12 protein-coding genes and 1 pseudogene are annotated in these 14,953 nt (G+C 70.1%); 6 read left to right on the forward strand and 7 right to left on the reverse strand.

Going from position 1 to position 14,953, the window contains the following annotated elements; genetic code table 11:
* Nucleotides 1-121 precede the first annotated feature (121 nt).
* Nucleotides 122-1,342, forward strand: coding sequence for a metallophosphoesterase (locus ACZ69Q_RS30455; RefSeq protein ID WP_471047739.1), 1,221 nt, complete (start codon nt 122-124; stop codon nt 1,340-1,342).
* 783 nt (nt 1,343-2,125) lie between these two features.
* On the opposite strand, the gene ACZ69Q_RS30460 is transcribed toward ACZ69Q_RS30455, so the two are convergent.
* The 3 genes and pseudogenes from ACZ69Q_RS30460 to ACZ69Q_RS30470 form a co-directional block, all read right to left on the reverse strand.
* Nucleotides 2,126-2,614: a GNAT family N-acetyltransferase gene (locus ACZ69Q_RS30460; protein WP_471047741.1), complete on the reverse strand. Its 489-nt coding sequence runs from the start codon at nt 2,612-2,614 to the stop codon at nt 2,126-2,128.
* A 289-nt stretch (nt 2,615-2,903) separates the two neighbouring features.
* Nucleotides 2,904-3,086, reverse strand: a pseudogene (locus ACZ69Q_RS30465) (hypothetical protein); the annotation flags it as partial.
* Between the two features lie 193 nt (nt 3,087-3,279).
* Nucleotides 3,280-4,401, reverse strand: a complete 1,122-nt coding sequence (locus tag ACZ69Q_RS30470) for a PP2C family protein-serine/threonine phosphatase (protein WP_471047744.1) — start codon at nt 4,399-4,401, stop codon at nt 3,280-3,282.
* Between the two features lie 205 nt (nt 4,402-4,606).
* On the opposite strand from ACZ69Q_RS30470, the gene ACZ69Q_RS30475 reads away from it, so the two are divergent.
* A complete protein-coding gene (locus ACZ69Q_RS30475; protein WP_471047747.1) occupies nt 4,607-7,360 on the forward strand; it encodes a SpoIIE family protein phosphatase in 2,754 nt (917 codons plus the stop codon).
* 137 nt (nt 7,361-7,497) lie between these two features.
* Here the strand turns inward: ACZ69Q_RS30475 and ACZ69Q_RS30480 are convergent, their stop codons facing one another.
* The 4 genes from ACZ69Q_RS30480 to ACZ69Q_RS30495 all read right to left on the reverse strand — a co-directional run bounded on the left by ACZ69Q_RS30480 (nt 7,498) and on the right by ACZ69Q_RS30495 (nt 10,845).
* Nucleotides 7,498-8,334 carry a sterol desaturase family protein gene (locus tag ACZ69Q_RS30480; protein WP_471047750.1) on the reverse strand — a complete coding sequence of 279 codons (837 nt, stop codon included), beginning with the start codon at nt 8,332-8,334 and terminating at the stop codon, nt 7,498-7,500.
* Nucleotides 8,331-9,059, reverse strand: a complete 729-nt coding sequence (locus tag ACZ69Q_RS30485; protein WP_471047752.1) for a FadR/GntR family transcriptional regulator — start codon at nt 9,057-9,059, stop codon at nt 8,331-8,333. Before ACZ69Q_RS30485 ends, ACZ69Q_RS30480 begins: the two co-directional genes overlap by 4 nt.
* 157 nt (nt 9,060-9,216) lie before the next feature.
* The gene (locus tag ACZ69Q_RS30490; RefSeq protein ID WP_471047755.1) at nt 9,217-9,570 is read right to left on the reverse strand and encodes a VOC family protein; all 354 of its coding nucleotides are present in this window, start codon (nt 9,568-9,570) and stop codon (nt 9,217-9,219) included.
* A 60-nt stretch (nt 9,571-9,630) separates the two neighbouring features.
* Nucleotides 9,631-10,845, reverse strand: coding sequence for a Rieske 2Fe-2S domain-containing protein (locus ACZ69Q_RS30495; RefSeq protein WP_471047757.1), 1,215 nt, complete (start codon nt 10,843-10,845; stop codon nt 9,631-9,633).
* 275 nt (nt 10,846-11,120) lie between these two features.
* On the opposite strand from ACZ69Q_RS30495, the gene ACZ69Q_RS30500 reads away from it, so the two are divergent.
* The 4 genes from ACZ69Q_RS30500 to ACZ69Q_RS30515 all read left to right on the forward strand — a co-directional run bounded on the left by ACZ69Q_RS30500 (nt 11,121) and on the right by ACZ69Q_RS30515 (nt 14,716).
* On the forward strand, nt 11,121-11,327 hold the full coding sequence (locus ACZ69Q_RS30500) for a DUF2180 family protein (RefSeq protein WP_471047759.1): 207 nt from the start codon (nt 11,121-11,123) through the stop codon (nt 11,325-11,327).
* Nucleotides 11,328-11,460: 133 nt separating this feature from the next.
* Nucleotides 11,461-12,111, forward strand: a complete 651-nt coding sequence (locus tag ACZ69Q_RS30505; RefSeq protein ID WP_471047762.1) for a dihydrofolate reductase family protein — start codon at nt 11,461-11,463, stop codon at nt 12,109-12,111.
* A 212-nt stretch (nt 12,112-12,323) separates the two neighbouring features.
* The gene (locus ACZ69Q_RS30510; protein ID WP_471047765.1) at nt 12,324-13,979 is read left to right on the forward strand and encodes a serine/threonine-protein kinase; all 1,656 of its coding nucleotides are present in this window, start codon (nt 12,324-12,326) and stop codon (nt 13,977-13,979) included.
* Nucleotides 13,976-14,716: a hypothetical protein gene (locus tag ACZ69Q_RS30515; RefSeq protein ID WP_471047767.1), complete on the forward strand. Its 741-nt coding sequence runs from the start codon at nt 13,976-13,978 to the stop codon at nt 14,714-14,716. The genes ACZ69Q_RS30510 and ACZ69Q_RS30515 overlap by 4 nt, the downstream gene beginning before the upstream one ends.
* The last annotated feature ends 237 nt before the right edge of the window (nt 14,717-14,953 follow it).

Raw genomic sequence — 14,953 nt, forward strand, 5'->3', positions numbered from 1 at the left:
GGCGAACTCGCAGGCCACCTCGCCACATGGGGCTGCCCACCATGAGCACCCCGTCCGACCGGCCCGGGACGGCCGGATACAGTGCGCGCGACGGCAGCCTGGTTGCTCAAGGAGGGGAAGCGTGACCGACACCAGCGAAACCCGACCCGCCGACAGTGCAGCGCACGAGACCCAGCGGACCCGGCTGCGCCGCCTGATGCGGTACCTCCCCCTGATCGCCCCCGTCCTGCTGTGGAGCGTGCCCTGCTGGCTGCTGCTGCACGCCGGCCAGCACTGGCCGCTCCCAGTCACGCTGGCCGGAACCGCCCTGTTCGCCCTCGGCCTGATCGGCATGCCGCTCGCGATGGTGCGCGGCCACGGCCGACGGCAGCAGGATTGGGCGGCGATCATCGGGGACACCCTGCTGGGCACCATCTGGGTCCTGTTCACCTGGTCCGTCGTGCTCGGCGTCCTGCTGCGGCTCGCCCTGACCGTGACCGGCGTCGGCGACGGCCAGGAGCGGGCCCGGATCGTCACCTGGGCGGTTCTCGGCGCAGCCGCCGTGCTGCTCGCCTGGGGGTACGCCGAGGCCCGCCGGGTACCACGGGTGCGCCGCCTGGACGTGCAACTTCCGCGCCTGGGGGCCGGGTTGGACGGCACGCGCGTCGTCCTCATCACCGACACGCACTACGGCCCGCTCGACCGCGCCCGCTGGTCGGCGCGGGTCTGCGAGACGGTCAACACGCTGAAGGCCGACCTGGTCTGCCACACCGGAGACATCGCGGACGGCACGGCCGAACGCCGCCGCGCCCAAGCCGCCCCACTCGGCACCGTGCAGGCCACCCGGGCCCGGGTCTACGTCACCGGCAACCACGAGTACTACAGCGAGGCCCAGGGCTGGGTCGACCTCATGGACGAGTTGGGCTGGGAGCCGCTGCGCAACCGCCACCTGCTGCTCGAACGCGGCGGCGACACCCTCGTGGTCGCCGGCGTGGATGACGTCACGGCCGAGTCCTCCGGCCTCGCCGGCCACCGCGCCCACCTCGTTGGAGCCCTGCACGGCGCCGACCCCGACCACCCCGTCCTGCTCCTGGCCCACCAGCCCAAGTTCGTCGACCGGGCGGCAGCCGGCGGCGTCGACCTCCAGCTCTCCGGCCACACCCACGGCGGCCAGATCTGGCCCTTCCACCACCTGGTCCGCATCGACCAGCCCGCCCTCGCCGGCCTCAGCCGCCACGGCACCCGCACCCTCCTCTACACCAGCCGTGGCACCGGCTTCTGGGGCCCGCCCTTCCGCGTCTTCGCCCCGAGCGAGATCACCCTGCTCGTACTCCGCTCCCCGCAGCGGCCTCCCACGCCGTAGCGCTGGGCGGGCCGGGGGTTCCGCCTGGAGATGCTGCAGTGCGCCGGCACCCCGAAGAAGGGCTACGCATCCTGCAACGCCCTGCGCGTCACCAGCGGCACCACCGCCTTCCAGGAAGAGCAGGCGACGAAGAAGGGCATCGCACCCCAGACGTCCGTCCGAACTCCGCCGCGGACTCCCCCACCGGCTACGGCCCCAGCGACCTGCAGCCGGCCTACGGCCTGACCTCCGCCGCCTCCGCCAGCGGCTGCGGCTGCGGCTGCGGCTGCGGCTGCGGCTGCGGCAGGACCATCGCCATCGTCGACGCCTACGACGCCCCGAACGCCGAGTCGGGCCTGGCCAACACCCACGACAGTCAGGCTCTGATTCCCCTGTCCGGAGCCTCCCGCCGATCCGCTTCACCGCGGGCCGCACCGACCCCGGCTGGCCAAGTTCCACGGGGCAAGGGCTGTGACTACTTCCACTTGCGCGGATGGCTGCACTGGCAAGGCATCCCCCTACAGCGCCGACGGTGGACCGTGGCCACTTCGTCTCGCAGATCAGGGTTGTGTGAACTACGTATTTACGCGGCCGACCTCGATCGTGTGTGGAGCGAGCCGTGGTGTACGCGACTTCGATGGCCCTGGGAGTGCCTGAGGTGAGGGAGTCGCCGGGCGAGGCCGCTGGCGCAGGCGATCACCCCGCCAGGCAGAGGCGACGGCATACACGGAGCGCGCGGCGTCCAGCGGCTCCTGCATGCCGGCCACCATGCAGGCGAAGCCGGTGCCCGCGACCGGCACCGCGTCATTCCGGAGGAATGCGAAACTCGAATTCGGGACGGTCCCACGGCACGGCGGGCGGGTTCGCAAACGCGGTCCCGGTCCGCACCGCACCAACTCGGTGGTAGAAGTCCTCGGCGGGAAGATGCGACACGACCTTGACACGGTCGAGCCCGGCGGCACGGGCCTCGGACTGCATGTGCGCGACAAGCAGCCGTCCAATACCCCGTCCTTGCGCTTCGTCGGCGACGAACAGCAGGTCGAGCTCCGGTGGAGCGAGGACAAGCGAGTAGAACCCGAGGACCCGGCCTCCATGCTCGTCGGCGCCCACGGCTACGAAGGCGCGGTGGGCTTCGATGTAATCAGGACCGACCCGGTAGCCCGCCACTGCGGCTGCGTACTTACCCTCGTAGGCGCCTGAGCCACGCACGAGCCGCGTGAGCCGTTTGGCATCCCGCGCGACTGCCCTCCGTATCGTGATCGACTGGCTGATCGGGGAAGTGCGTGAACTCATCGGGACAGCATCTCGCACCGGGGAGTGCCTTCCTGCGGCGGGTCGGCTGCTCGGGCGGGCGTTCCTGCACCGCTCCCGGAACCACTCGTGCGAGCACGCTCTCACGCGGCTGGGCCTCGTCGAAAGATGGCGGGTGCGCAGTCTGGACCTGCTGCTCGACTTGCACGGCGGCCCGCACTCGGGGAGGGGGCGTACTGGTCATGCTCGTCGCCATCAGATTCACCTGCAATAAGCGACTCAGCCAGCACACCGGGATCCTTAGCGCCGACTCGCCAATTCGTCAATCCAGGCCGGTTGCCGAGATTCGGTCCACGGCACGTAGCAGTTCGTCGGTGTCCCAGCCCGGAAGCGGATGTCGGGCGAGTTCCCACTCCAGGTACTTGTTGTAGGGGCGGGGACCGCGATCGAGAGCGAAGAGCAGTTCCAGCAGAAAGCGGACGCTGTCGGCGGCGTCGAGGCGAGCGGCGAGGCTGAGCGGTCACTGTGCGGATCTCCGGTGGAGTGGTGACGGGCACGACTGTCGAGGGCGGCCCCTGTTCCGGGAAGCACCCCGCACCGTCTGCGACCGCACAAGGCGGCCGCCCGGGAGATCAACGCACCTCTGGACCCTATCGGCCCGCCGACCGTGACGCAGGGCATCCGGGAAGTGGTCGTGACGCGCGCTCTCAGCCCTCCATGCCGATGACCCCCGGCTCCTGCGCAGTGGAGCACCTCAGCGCGAGCGCCGCGATGTCGTCGTCGAGCCTTCCGCCGCTGTGGTGGAGCAGATCCCGGTGCAGCCGGTCGAGCAGGTCGCGAGGCTGCTCCAGGTCCTGCTGCCGCATCCAGTCCGCCAGCGGGAAGAACCGGCCGGCGTGGTCCCGGGCCTCCGATACGCCGTCCGTATAGAGCAGCAGCCGGTCGCCCGGGGCGAAGGCGACGACGTCGACCCAGTAGCGGTCACCGATCAGCGCCGCGAGGTTGAGGGGCGGGGATGCGATGGTCGGCTCCAGGACCCGGACCTTCCCGCCATGTGCGATCAGTGGCGGGGGATGCCCGCAGTTGAGAAAGCGTACGCGGCCGCCGCCGTGCGGGATCTCGGCGAGGAGGGCGGTGGCGAAGTGCTCGGGCTGGTCCGGAACGGGAAACGCGGCACTGTGGCGGGTGATGGTGGTCTCCAGGCGATGGATGATGGCTCTCAGGTCGGGCTCGTCGTACGCGGCCTCCCTGAAGCAACTGATCACCGCCGAGGCCGCCCCCACGGCGGACAGGCCCTTGCCCCGCACGTCGCCTATGAGCAGCCGGATCCCGTGCGGTGTGCCGATCGCCTCATAGAAGTCGCCGCCGATCCGGGCCTGCTCCTGGGCCGCCAGATACAGCGACTCGATCTCGACGTCGTCGATGCGGCGCGGCAGCGGCCGTAGCAGCACCTTCTGGGCCGCGTCGGCGACGAGCCGGACGTGGAAGAGGATCTCCTCCCGCTGGAGTCGGACATGGCTGCCGTATGCGGCCGCCAGGGTGACGGCGATGATCGCGGCCGCCGTGTACTGCGTCCCCAGGTCGGTGTAGAAGAAGCTGAGAACGATCATGATCAGCAGGCAGAACGCCCCCAACAGGATCGTGGGGAGCACGGGCCACATCGCGGCGGCCAGGGCCGGTGCGGCGGGCAGAAGGCGGCTGACGGCGATCTCCCTGGGAGTGGAGAACGCCAGGCCGGCGATGAGGACGGCCAGGATCACGGGTGACAGCCGGGCGGCTTCCCATCGGCCGCTATAGGCGGGGCGACGGCGCCCGAGCCGTGCAGACATGATCACAAATGGAATGATATCGGGCTAAGCCGACATTGGGCGCGGAGAAAATCATGCGCCTCACGGGAGCCCGCACGGCGGACCGGGCATACCCTCGGGAACCGAGGCCGGCCAAGTGTGGCGGTACGGACATCCAAGGTCTGGCAGGCGAGGATCCGGCGGGCGGGCTCTGGCCACTTGGGATCACCGATGCTAGAAAGGTCGCATGGCGAATCGATTCGCCCGTTTTCGGCACCTATCGGTCAAGCGGCTTGTCGGCAAGAGCACCCGTAGTGTGGCCGGGCAGGTGCTGATATTCCAGGTGGCTCTGGTGGTGCTGCTCGTGGCCTGCGCCGTCATCGCCCTCGTCCTGCAATCGGAACGGGACACGAGCGCCGAGGCCAGGCATCGCTCCACGGCCGTGGCGCAGACCTTCGCGCACTCACCGGGCGTCCTGGAGGCATTGCAGACCCCGGACCCGAGCAAGATCCTCCAGCCGCTGACCGAAGCGGCACGCCGGGCGGCCGACGTCGACTTCATCGTGGTCATGAACACCGAGGGCATCCGGTACACGCACCCCTTGCCTGACCGGATCGGAAAGCGGTTCGTGGGCGAGATCGGGCCGTCACTGGCGGGCAAGGTCTACGTGGAGAACGTCAACGGCCCGCTCGGCCGCGAGGTGCAGGCCACGGTCCCGATCAAGAACGCCGACGGCGAGGTGGTGGCCCTCGTCTCGGCCGGGATGAAGGTCAAGAACGTCGAGAGTCAGGTGGACCGGCAACTGCCGATCATCCTGGGCGCCGGGGCCGCGGCCCTCGTGTTGTCCACCGGTGTGACGGCGCTGGTCGGCAGGCGGCTGCGACGGCAGACACACAGCCTGGCCCCGGACGAGATGACCCTCATGTACGAGCACCACGACACGGTGCTCCACTCCGTACGGGAAGGCGTACTGATCGTTGGCCCGGACGGGCGGCTGATGCTGGCGAACGACGAGGCCAGACGCCTGCTGGAGCTGCCTCCGGACGTCGAGGGACGCCTCGTGCCGGAGCTGGCCGGCCTCGATCCCGAGACCAAGGCGCTGCTCGCCTCCGGGCGCGAGGCCACCGACGAGGTGTACCTCGCCGGAGAGCGGCTGCTCGCGGTCAACCAGCGGCCCACGGATCGTGATGGCGGCCCCAAGGGAACGGTGGTGACGCTGCGCGACTCCACCGAGCTCCAGGCGGTGACCGGCAGGGCGGAGGTCGCCCGGGAGCGGCTCAGGCTGCTGTACGACGCCGGACTGCGGATCGGCACCACCCTGGACGTGCTGCGCACCGCTGACGAACTGGCGCGCGTCCCCATTCCGCGTTTCGCGGACTTCGTCACCGTCGACCTGGCCGACGCCGTCCTGCACGGCGAGGAACCGGCCCCCGCGGCGGCGGACATGCGACGCGCGGCCGTGTGCGGCATCCGGGACGACCATCCGCTCTCCGAGCAGGGCCGGCTTTTCGCCTACCTTCCCGCCACTCCCCAGGCGCGCGGTTACGGCAGCGGCCGCTCCCAGTTGGTGAGCGATCTGCCGACCGCCACGAGCTGGCGTGTGCAGGACCCGGAGCGCGCCCAGGCGATCATCGACTACGGTATCCATTCCCTCATCACCGCCCCCATCCAGGCCCGTGGCGTCGTGCTGGGCATGGCCAACTTCTGGCGCGCGCAACATCATGAGCGCTTCGACGACGAGGACCTGTCACTGGCGGAGGAACTGGTGGCCCGTGCGGCGATAAGCATCGACAACGCCCGCCGCTACACCCGTGAGCACGCCATGGCGGTCACCCTCCAGCGCAGCCTGCTGCCGCAGGCCATGCCCGAGCAGAACGCCCTCGACATCGCCTACCGCTATCTCCCGGCCCAGTCGGGTGTGGGCGGTGACTGGTTCGACGTGATCCCCCTGCCGGGGAGCCGGGTGGCCCTGGCGGTCGGCGATGTGGTCGGCCACGGCCTGCACGCCGCCGCCACGATGGGACGGCTGCGCACCGCGGTGCACAACTTCTCCGCCCTCGATCTGCCGCCCGACGAGCTGCTGAGCCACCTGGACGACCTGGTCGGCCGCATCGACCAGAACGAGGCGGCGGCGAGCGCCTCGGGCGTCGTAGGGGCCACCTGCCTGTACGGGATCTACGACCCCGTGACGCGCCGCTACGTCATGGCACGTGCGGGGCATCTGGCGCCCGCACTGGTCCGGCCCGACGGAACCGCCACCTTCCCGGACGTGCCGGCCGGTCCGCCCCTCGGCGTCGGCGGCATGCCGTTCCAGACCGCGGAGCTGTGCCTTGAGGAGGGAACCCAGCTCGTCCTGTACACCGACGGCCTCATCGAGGACCGCAGGCGCGACCTGGACGTGGGGATGGAAATGCTGCGCGACGCGCTGACAGGACACCCCAAGCGGCCTCCGGAGGAGACCTGCCGATACGTGCTGGACCGGCTGCTCCCCGAGCGCCCCAAGGACGACGTCGCCCTGCTCGTTGCCCGCACCCGGGAGCTGCCGCCCGACCAGATCGCCGACTGGGACGTACGGCCGGACCCGGCGGCGGTCGGGGCAATGCGCGACGCCGTCTCCGAAAAGCTCGAGGCGTGGGGCCTGTCAGAACTCGGCTTCACCATGGAACTCATCCTGAGCGAGCTCATCACCAACGCCATCCGGTACGGCGCCGAGCCGATCCACGTTCGGCTGATCCGCGACCGCACGCTGACCTGCGAGGTGTCCGACGGCAGCAGCACCTCACCGCATCTGCGCTATGCCGCGACGACGGACGAGGGCGGCCGGGGCCTGTTCCTGGTGTCCCAGATAGCAGAGCGGTGGGGCACCCGCTACACCCCGCAGGGCAAGGTCATCTGGGCCGAACAGGCCCTGCCCGAGGTCATCGAACAGCCGGTCCCGACACCGGCCGCGGCGGGGAGGCACGCGACCGAAGCGGAGGCCGACCGAAAAGCCCCGAGGTGAGCACGACGTGGCCCGGCCATAGCGCCGTGGGCGGTCCACGCCGGCCCGAGGGCAAGGACCGGCTCGGTCCGGTGACGGTGGCCGCGACGGGCCGTAAGTGACCGAGCAGTCGGGCAGGGGTTGCGGGAACGGCTCGATCAGCTCTGGTTCGTGTGCGGGGTCCAGCCCGGCGGACCGAAGACGTAGCCCGCGCGGTCGCGCCAGCGGGTGGCGCCTCGTACGTCGCGCCAGGCGGCCGCGTACTCGTGGAAGGCGACGCGCAGCGGGTTGTAGGTCTCGATGTTCTTGGTGAGGCCGTACACGACGCGCTCCCTCTCGGCTTCGAACGTGCCGAAGGTCCGGTCCCAGACGATGAGGATGCCGCCGTAGTTGCGGTCCAGGTAGGCGTTGTTGGAACCGTGGTGGACGCGGTGGTGCGAGGGCGTGTTGAAGACGAACTCGATGGGCCGCCACAGGCGGTCCACTCGCTCGGTGTGCAGGAAGAACTGGTAGATGAGGCTGACCGATTGCTGGAGCAGGATCATCCAGGGCGGAATGCCGAGCAGGGCGAGCGGCAGCCAGAACGGCAGGGTGGTCATCGGGGTCCAGCTCTGCCGCAGAGCGGTGGAAAGGTTGAACCGCACGCTGGAGTGGTGGACCACGTGGCTCGCCCACAGGACCCGGACACGGTGGTGCGAGCGGTGGAAGACGTAGTAGGCGAGGTCCTCGGCGAAGAACAGCAGCACCCAGGTCCACACCGACGCGGGAGAGAGCTGCCAGGGCGCCAGGCTGTAGAGCGCGGCGTAGGCGACGATCGTGACGGCCTTCCACGGCAGCGCGATGACCTGACTGCCCGCGCCCATCGACATGCTGGTCACGGTGTCGCGGGCCTCGTAGCCGCGTTCGTCGTCGTCCGGGAGGAAGCGGTACGACAGTGCCTCCACGGTGACCAGCAGGACGAAGGCGGGTATGGCGTAGACGACGGCGGGTATCACGACGTGCCTCCTTCGGGTTCCCGGGTGTGCGAGCCGGCGGGGACGCTGCGGGCCAGCAGTGCGCGTGCCGCGGCCTCGGCACCCTCTTCGTCGCGTGAGGCGATGAGTGCGGCGAGCTTCATGTGTCCGGCGACGTCCAGCAGTTCGGTGGCCCGCAGCTCGGTCGGCACCTCGCCGGCGGTGAAGCCCTCTCCGACCAGGCTGTTGAACGCGAGGAGGTAGGCGATGTTCCCGGACCCCTCGACGATGAGCCGCCACCAGGTGACGTCTGCCGCGGCCAGATCGGTGAGGTCGGGGCCGCAGTTGATGTACGCGGCGGCCGCCCTGACGATCTCGGCCGCAGTCTCGTCCGGGCAGCGGGCGGCGCACAGTCGGGCCGAGTCCGCGCCGATGGAGGCCCGCATCTCAAGGACGTCGCGGCGAAGGTCGTAGGACGTGGACAGTTGCTCGGTGTGGGCGAGTTGCAGGGCGAGGTCGAGACCGGCGGTGCGCCGCCAGTCGAGCACCATGGTGCGCCCGCCGTGGCTGACCTCGACCAGCCTCGCCTGCTGGAGACGCTTCACCGCCTCCCGTACCGCGTGCCGGTTCACCCCGAACTCGGCGGCGAGTTCACGCTCGGCGGTCAGAGGGACTCCGGGCGCGAGGTCGCCGCTCAGGATGCGGTCTCTGAGCAGCGTGAACAACTGCTCGGAGACCGCTTCTCGCCGGATGCGCTGCTCTGTCATGGACACACCCTGGCCATGCTCACCCGGACTGGTCAACTGGTTGGACCAGATTGGGCATGTTCACGGGGTGTCGGTCTGGAGGCCTGCCAGGGCACGGGAGTTCGCCGGTGTGCCGACGGAGCACTACGAACGCCCGACCGCTCTCAGGGAGCCACGGTCACGCGGGCTGCCACAGCTCGATCCGATTGCCCTCGGGGTCGGTGACCCAGCCGAACCGGCCGACGCCCTCCATGTCCTGCGTCTCCTCGGCCACGTCCGCTCCCTTGGCGCGCAGTTGCGCGAGCATCGCGTCCAGGTCGCGGACGCGGAAGTTGAGCATGGTTCGCTGGTCGCGGGACCCGAAGTAGTCGGTCTCGGCCTCGAACGTCGCGAACACCGTGAGCCCGGCTTCGGGACGCCACAGGCCGTGCTCGTCGGTATCCAGGCCCAGGCAGTCGCGGTACCACGCGCTCAGGGCCGCCGGGTCTGCGGCCCTCATGAAGTAGCCGCCGATTCCAAGCACACGTTCCATGCCGCCATCCTGCCAGGACGACGATCGGGCGGCCCGGCATCACACCTGGGTGCGCCGCGCTCACCCGCCGTGCAGTTCGACGGAGGGCTGCGGGCCGTCAGGGATGCAGGCTCCTGTCGTACGGCGGTCGGGCGACGGCGTCGAACCGTCGCCGTCGGCACTCACGCACGCAGCCACCCGGCGGCGCAGAGGGACACCGTTGCGGCGCAGCACGTCCCGGACGTCGAGGATCAGAGGGAAGACCTCGTGGTTGCGGTCTTCGCCCTGTTCATCCCACGCCCGCTGTTCCGCCTCGACGGCCATGCGGTCCTCGGCGAACACCCGCTCGGTGAAGCGCCTGATGAGCGGCCAGGCCAGGTGCAGCGCACCGGGAATGCCGGGCTTCTCGATCATCAGCAGGCCGTAGGCGTGGCACGTGCGCTGCTCGGCGTCCTCGGGCACATACACGGCCCAGAGTCGGAAGGCCGGGCGTTGGGCGTTCTCGGGTACCAGGTCGAGTGTCTGGTACGGGTATTCGGTGCGGATGGTCATGACGTCGGCGGAGTCCCTGCCGCCGAAGCCCTCCGCGGCCAGCAGGCCCGCGCCACGATTCCGCTTTCCACCGGTGTGGGTGAAGAGGTAGCGGGCCTCCACCGAGTTCGCGGAAGTCTCGTACCCCAGCAAATCGGGGTGGAGCTTGCCGACAACTCCGCGGTGGAGAAACTGGTGGTTCATGTCGAGCAAGTTCTCGTGCATGAACGAGTAATGGCAGCGCACCGTTCGGGAGAAGGTCATCGTCCTGTACTGCGGTGATCCGAACGCGGGCAACACGGGCAGCGGGGTGTCCGCGGCCTTCTCCGGGTCGCCCGGGAAGACGAACACCAGGCCGTATGCCTCACGGACCGAATAGCCGCGTACGCCGCGCGGCGGTCGGCCATCGCCCTTGGACAGATAGGGGATCTGCGAGATACGGCCGTCGCCGCGATAGGCCCACGCGTGATAGCAACAGCGAAGCGTCTCGCCCTCGACGACGCCCATGCTCAACGGCACCTGTCGATGGGCGCACCTGTCCTCCAGGGCGTGGACGGTGCCGCCGGCCCCTCGGTACAGCGCGATGCGCTCACCGGCGAACGCGGTCGCGATCACCCGGCCTCGCCGCACCTTCCGGGACAGCGCGACCGGGTACCAGAAGTCCGGGTTCGCCCCGACACGCCTCAGGTCGATACCGGCGAGATCCGTACCGTGATGCCCCGGGCGCCGACTGCTGCTGGTCCCGTCGGAGTCTGTCTCGTTCATACCTCTCCCTTACAGCGGGGATACCGGCATGGATAGGCCACGCATCACCGACCGGCAGACGCGACAGAGCCCAGCACCATCCCAGCCTGGCGGTCCCCGGCCGCCCTGTCCTGCCCAGGACGCCCGCAGGGGTGAGCCGTCGGGTCGTGAACCGACAGAGCGGCATTCCGGTACGCCCGGCGCCTGCCGCGGGGGCCGCCGACGCCCACGACAAGCGAGTCCGGCCCTGCGGCGATACGCTCGTTGTGTCTGCTGCACGGCTGAGAGGCACGTAGATGAACTGCTATGAATGCGCCCAGGCCGGGCGCACCACAGAGGCAGTAGCCGTCTGCCGAGTGTGCGGAGCTGCTGTCTGCCCAGAGCACGTGCGTTCCGAGTCGGTGGTCCTGCGAGGTACCGCCCAACCCGGCGAAGTGATCCACGAAGTGCCGGCCAGGCGTCTGACCTGCCCGGTGTGCCGGGCGGCGGAACAGGAGACCTGAGCCGTTCCCCGACCCACGGCAGGTCAGGTTTCCACGAAGCTCGGTTCACGACGCAAGAACGCTGCTCCGATCGATGAGCCCTGCTCCCCGGTGCGGTCATATCTCAAGGACCGCACGGGAAAGGGGCGAGCCGATGAAACTCACCACCATGACGCAGGTCACCGTGGACGGAGTGATGCAGGGAAACGGCCACGCGACGGACGAGGAGCGTAGGCAGGGATTCGATCGCGGCGGATGGGCAATGGGGGTCTTCGACGACGAGAGCATCGCGCTCATCAACGAGACCTACCAGCGCGCTGACGCGTTCCTGTTCGGCCGACGGACGTACGAGATCTTCGCCCCCTGCTGGGGCGCGGAGGAGAGGGCTCGTGCGGCGGCGGCAGATCCGGGCAACCACCAGATCGCCGCTGCCCTGAACACCAAGCCCAAGTACCTCGCGTCGACCACGGTCACCGACCCGCAGTGGGCGAACACGACCGTCCTCTCCGGTGACCTCGCGGCGGCCGTCCGCGAGCTGAAGTCCCGGCCGGGCGGTGAGCTTCAGGTGCACGGCAGCGGCGCCCTGATCCGCTCGCTGCTCGCCGAGGACCTCGTCGACGAGATCACCCTCCTCGTCGTCCCCGTGGTCCTCGGCCAGGGCACGCGGCTGTTCCCCGCCGATGGCCCGGACATCGCACTGGACCTGGTCGAATCGCGAGCCGACTCGAAGGGCGTGACCATCCAGGTCTACCGGCCCGCCGGCCGCCCGCACTACGCACCGGCCGGTCCGTCGCACAGGGCGTGACGCGGTTCCCCCCGCACTGACCGCACCCTCCTCTGCGCCGGCAGCCTGACGGGCGCCCGCTCGGTCGCCGATGTCACGGTCGGGGTACGCCTCGCCGATATTTCTGGCCCCGCAACCGCCGTGGCCGAAAATGTGTCTCTGAGCGCGTGGCGCGGTCGCTGTGGAGTGGGTGAGGCTCCCGCGGCGCGCCGACAAGCGGCCTGGGGGGCGTAATGAGCACATGGGAAGTGCCGGGATACACCGAGTCGCTCGAACTCGGTTCGGGAGCGAGCGGGCGGGTCGTCCTGGCCGTCCACGAGGAGACCGGCGTCGCGGTCGCGGTGAAGTACCTCAGCGAGGCACTGCGCACCCGGCCGGGCTTCGTGCACGACTTCCGGGCGGAGGCGCGGCTGCTGGGCGGGCTCGAGAGCCCGTACGTCACCGGGCTGTACGAGTACGTGGAGAGCCCGCACGGCGCCGCCATCGTGATGGAGCTGGTGGACGGGATCTCGTTGCGGACCCTGCTGAGCCGTCAGGGCCCGCTCGGCCCTGAGGCCGCGCTCGTCATCCTCAAGGGGTCGCTGCTCGGTCTCGCCGACGCCCACCGCGTCGGTGTCGTCCACCGCGACTACAAGCCGGAGAACGTCCTGGTCGCGCCGGACGGGTCGTCCAGGCTCGTCGACTTCGGGATCGCGGTGGACTCGGGCACCAGCGCCGGCGTGGCGGGAACCCCGTCGTACATGGCCCCGGAGCAGTGGACCGGCGCGCCCGCCTCGCCTGCCGCCGACGTGTACGCGGCCACGGCCACCTTCTTCGAGTGCCTGACAGGTCACAAGCCGTACTCGGGCGACAACTTCGCCGAGTTGGCGCTCCAGCACGTCGAGGCGCCGGTCCCTGCCGAGGAGGCGCCCGAGGCCGTGCGCGGGCTTGTGCGTAGCGGACTGGCCAAGGACCCGGCAGAGCGGCCCGCGCAGGCCGAGGAATTCGTGACGGAACTGGAGGCCGTCGCCGGCGCCGCCTACGGGCCCGACTGGGAGGAGCGCGGCCGAGGCAGGCTCGCCGCGCTGGTGGCACTGCTGCCCCTGCTGCTGCCTTCGGCCCGCAGCACCCCTCGGACCACCACGGACACCGCGCGCACGGTTCTGCGCCAGGAGCCGGGCTACTCCCTCACCCCAGCACGGTCGTGGCTGCCCGGCCGCCCCGGAATGCTGGTTTCCGGCGCCGCCGTACTCCTCGCGGTTCTCCTGACCTACGGGGTCCCGTTCACCCCGGGGACCGCCGCTCAGCGGGCGGAACGGGCCCTGGCCACGACCAGCGCCCAGCCCGGCGCGGAGCCGGCCGGGACCACCGCGCCGACGCCGTCGGCCTCCTCGTCCACGTCCCCGACGCCCGGCGACTCGGTCGACCCGTCGTCGTCACCGAGCGAGTCTTCCTCGGAGCCGACGGCAACCGACGGCACGGAACCCACCGCCACCCCTGCCGAAGGGGAGGAGACGACGCCGGCCGCAGACCCGGAGACCACCGCGCCGCCGACGACTGACTCTCCCTCATCGCCTGCCGCACCCGCCGTCAAGGACGTCGCGGTGTCGAACTTCGTACAAACGGGTCCGACTACCGCCGCCGCAACCATCAACGTCAGCACGGACGGCACCGGGCCTGTCTCCATCACCGTCTCGTGGTTCACGGGCAACCTAGCGGGACTGCCGGGCGCCTCCGACGGGGCGCCGCAGACCTTCACGCGCAGCGGCGCCACCCAGTACTCGATCCCTGTCGACCACACCTTCCAGAACACCGGCTGCTACTGGACGGTCCAGGCCACGACCGACCCGGGCTCCGCCGACGGAGGTGCCTCCCAGCAGCTTCTGACCAGGCGGTGTGACATCCGATGACCACCCACCACGACCGCACTCCCGCGCCGGACGAGGAGGAGCCGACCCGGCTCCTAGCGCCCTCCGCGACCATGCCGCTCGGCCCCGACCGCGGTGGCGCACAGAGCGACGAACCCGACTCGACCGACGCCGAGTACAGCGCCACCGTGCTGGCCAGCCACTGGATACAGCGGCCGGAAACGGACGACACACTCGTGGACCAGGGTGCTTCCGAGGCTCGGCCGTCGACCCCGCCGGACCGCGTCGAAGGCACCGTGCTGCGTTTCGGCCCAGGGGTCACCGCCGCCGTCGCGGAGCGCACTCATCGGACGATCCCCGCCGTGCCGGTACCCCCGGCGCCCCCTCGCCGACAACTGCGCAGACACGCGCTGCCCGCGCTGGTGCTGCTCTGTGTCCTGGCGTTCCTGGCCTGGCAGCGCCTCGGGCCGTCCGTCGAGGTGAGGACGGTGGCGGTCACGGCTCAGCCGGCGGTTCTGGCGTGCGACGACACGGCTGACGTCGTCGGCCTCGTCACGACGAACGGCCGTCCGGGCACGCTGTCGTATCGCTGGACCCGAAGCGACGGCACCACCTCCGGCGTGCTGCGCGAAGAGATGGTCCGCGGCCAGAAGCAGGCACGCCTTCATCTGCTGTGGACCTTCCAGGGCGAGGGCCACCGCGCGGCGCGTGCCGAGCTGCGGATTCTCTCGCCCGCCCACAGCGCGGTGGCCGCCCAGTTCACCTACGACTGCCGCTGATCCCGACCGGCTGTCCGAAACCGGTCGGGAAAACAGGCACCAAATGGGCACGTGAGGGTTGAGAAACGGGCGATGACCTCCCCCGCCATTCAGCCCTCACCTCCGTCATTCCGGCACTGCGCACGTTGCAATACGGGCACATTCGGTCACGAACTGCTCTACGCCGAACCTGGTGACCACCGGTGAAACCCTTGTAGAAATTTGGCCACCGAAGCCGAATGGGACGGGCTCCGGGAA

Source organism: Streptomyces sp. NPDC036764, from assembly GCF_055609385.1.

Excerpts from the sequence above, each read along its gene's own strand:
- ACZ69Q_RS30460 (WP_471047741.1), bottom strand. The coding sequence starts at position 2,614 with ATGAGTTCACGCACTTCCCCGATCAGCCAGTCGATCACGATACGGAGG.
- ACZ69Q_RS30470 (WP_471047744.1), bottom strand. The coding sequence starts at position 4,401 with ATGTCTGCACGGCTCGGGCGCCGTCGCCCCGCCTATAGCGGCCGATGG.
- ACZ69Q_RS30475 (WP_471047747.1), top strand. The coding sequence starts at position 4,607 with ATGGCGAATCGATTCGCCCGTTTTCGGCACCTATCGGTCAAGCGGCTT.
- ACZ69Q_RS30485 (WP_471047752.1), bottom strand. The coding sequence starts at position 9,059 with ATGACAGAGCAGCGCATCCGGCGAGAAGCGGTCTCCGAGCAGTTGTTC.
- ACZ69Q_RS30490 (WP_471047755.1), bottom strand. The coding sequence starts at position 9,570 with ATGGAACGTGTGCTTGGAATCGGCGGCTACTTCATGAGGGCCGCAGAC.
- ACZ69Q_RS30495 (WP_471047757.1), bottom strand. The coding sequence starts at position 10,845 with ATGAACGAGACAGACTCCGACGGGACCAGCAGCAGTCGGCGCCCGGGG.
- ACZ69Q_RS30500 (WP_471047759.1), top strand. The coding sequence starts at position 11,121 with ATGAACTGCTATGAATGCGCCCAGGCCGGGCGCACCACAGAGGCAGTA.
- ACZ69Q_RS30505 (WP_471047762.1), top strand. The coding sequence starts at position 11,461 with ATGAAACTCACCACCATGACGCAGGTCACCGTGGACGGAGTGATGCAG.
- ACZ69Q_RS30510 (WP_471047765.1), top strand. The coding sequence starts at position 12,324 with ATGAGCACATGGGAAGTGCCGGGATACACCGAGTCGCTCGAACTCGGT.
- ACZ69Q_RS30515 (WP_471047767.1), top strand. The coding sequence starts at position 13,976 with ATGACCACCCACCACGACCGCACTCCCGCGCCGGACGAGGAGGAGCCG.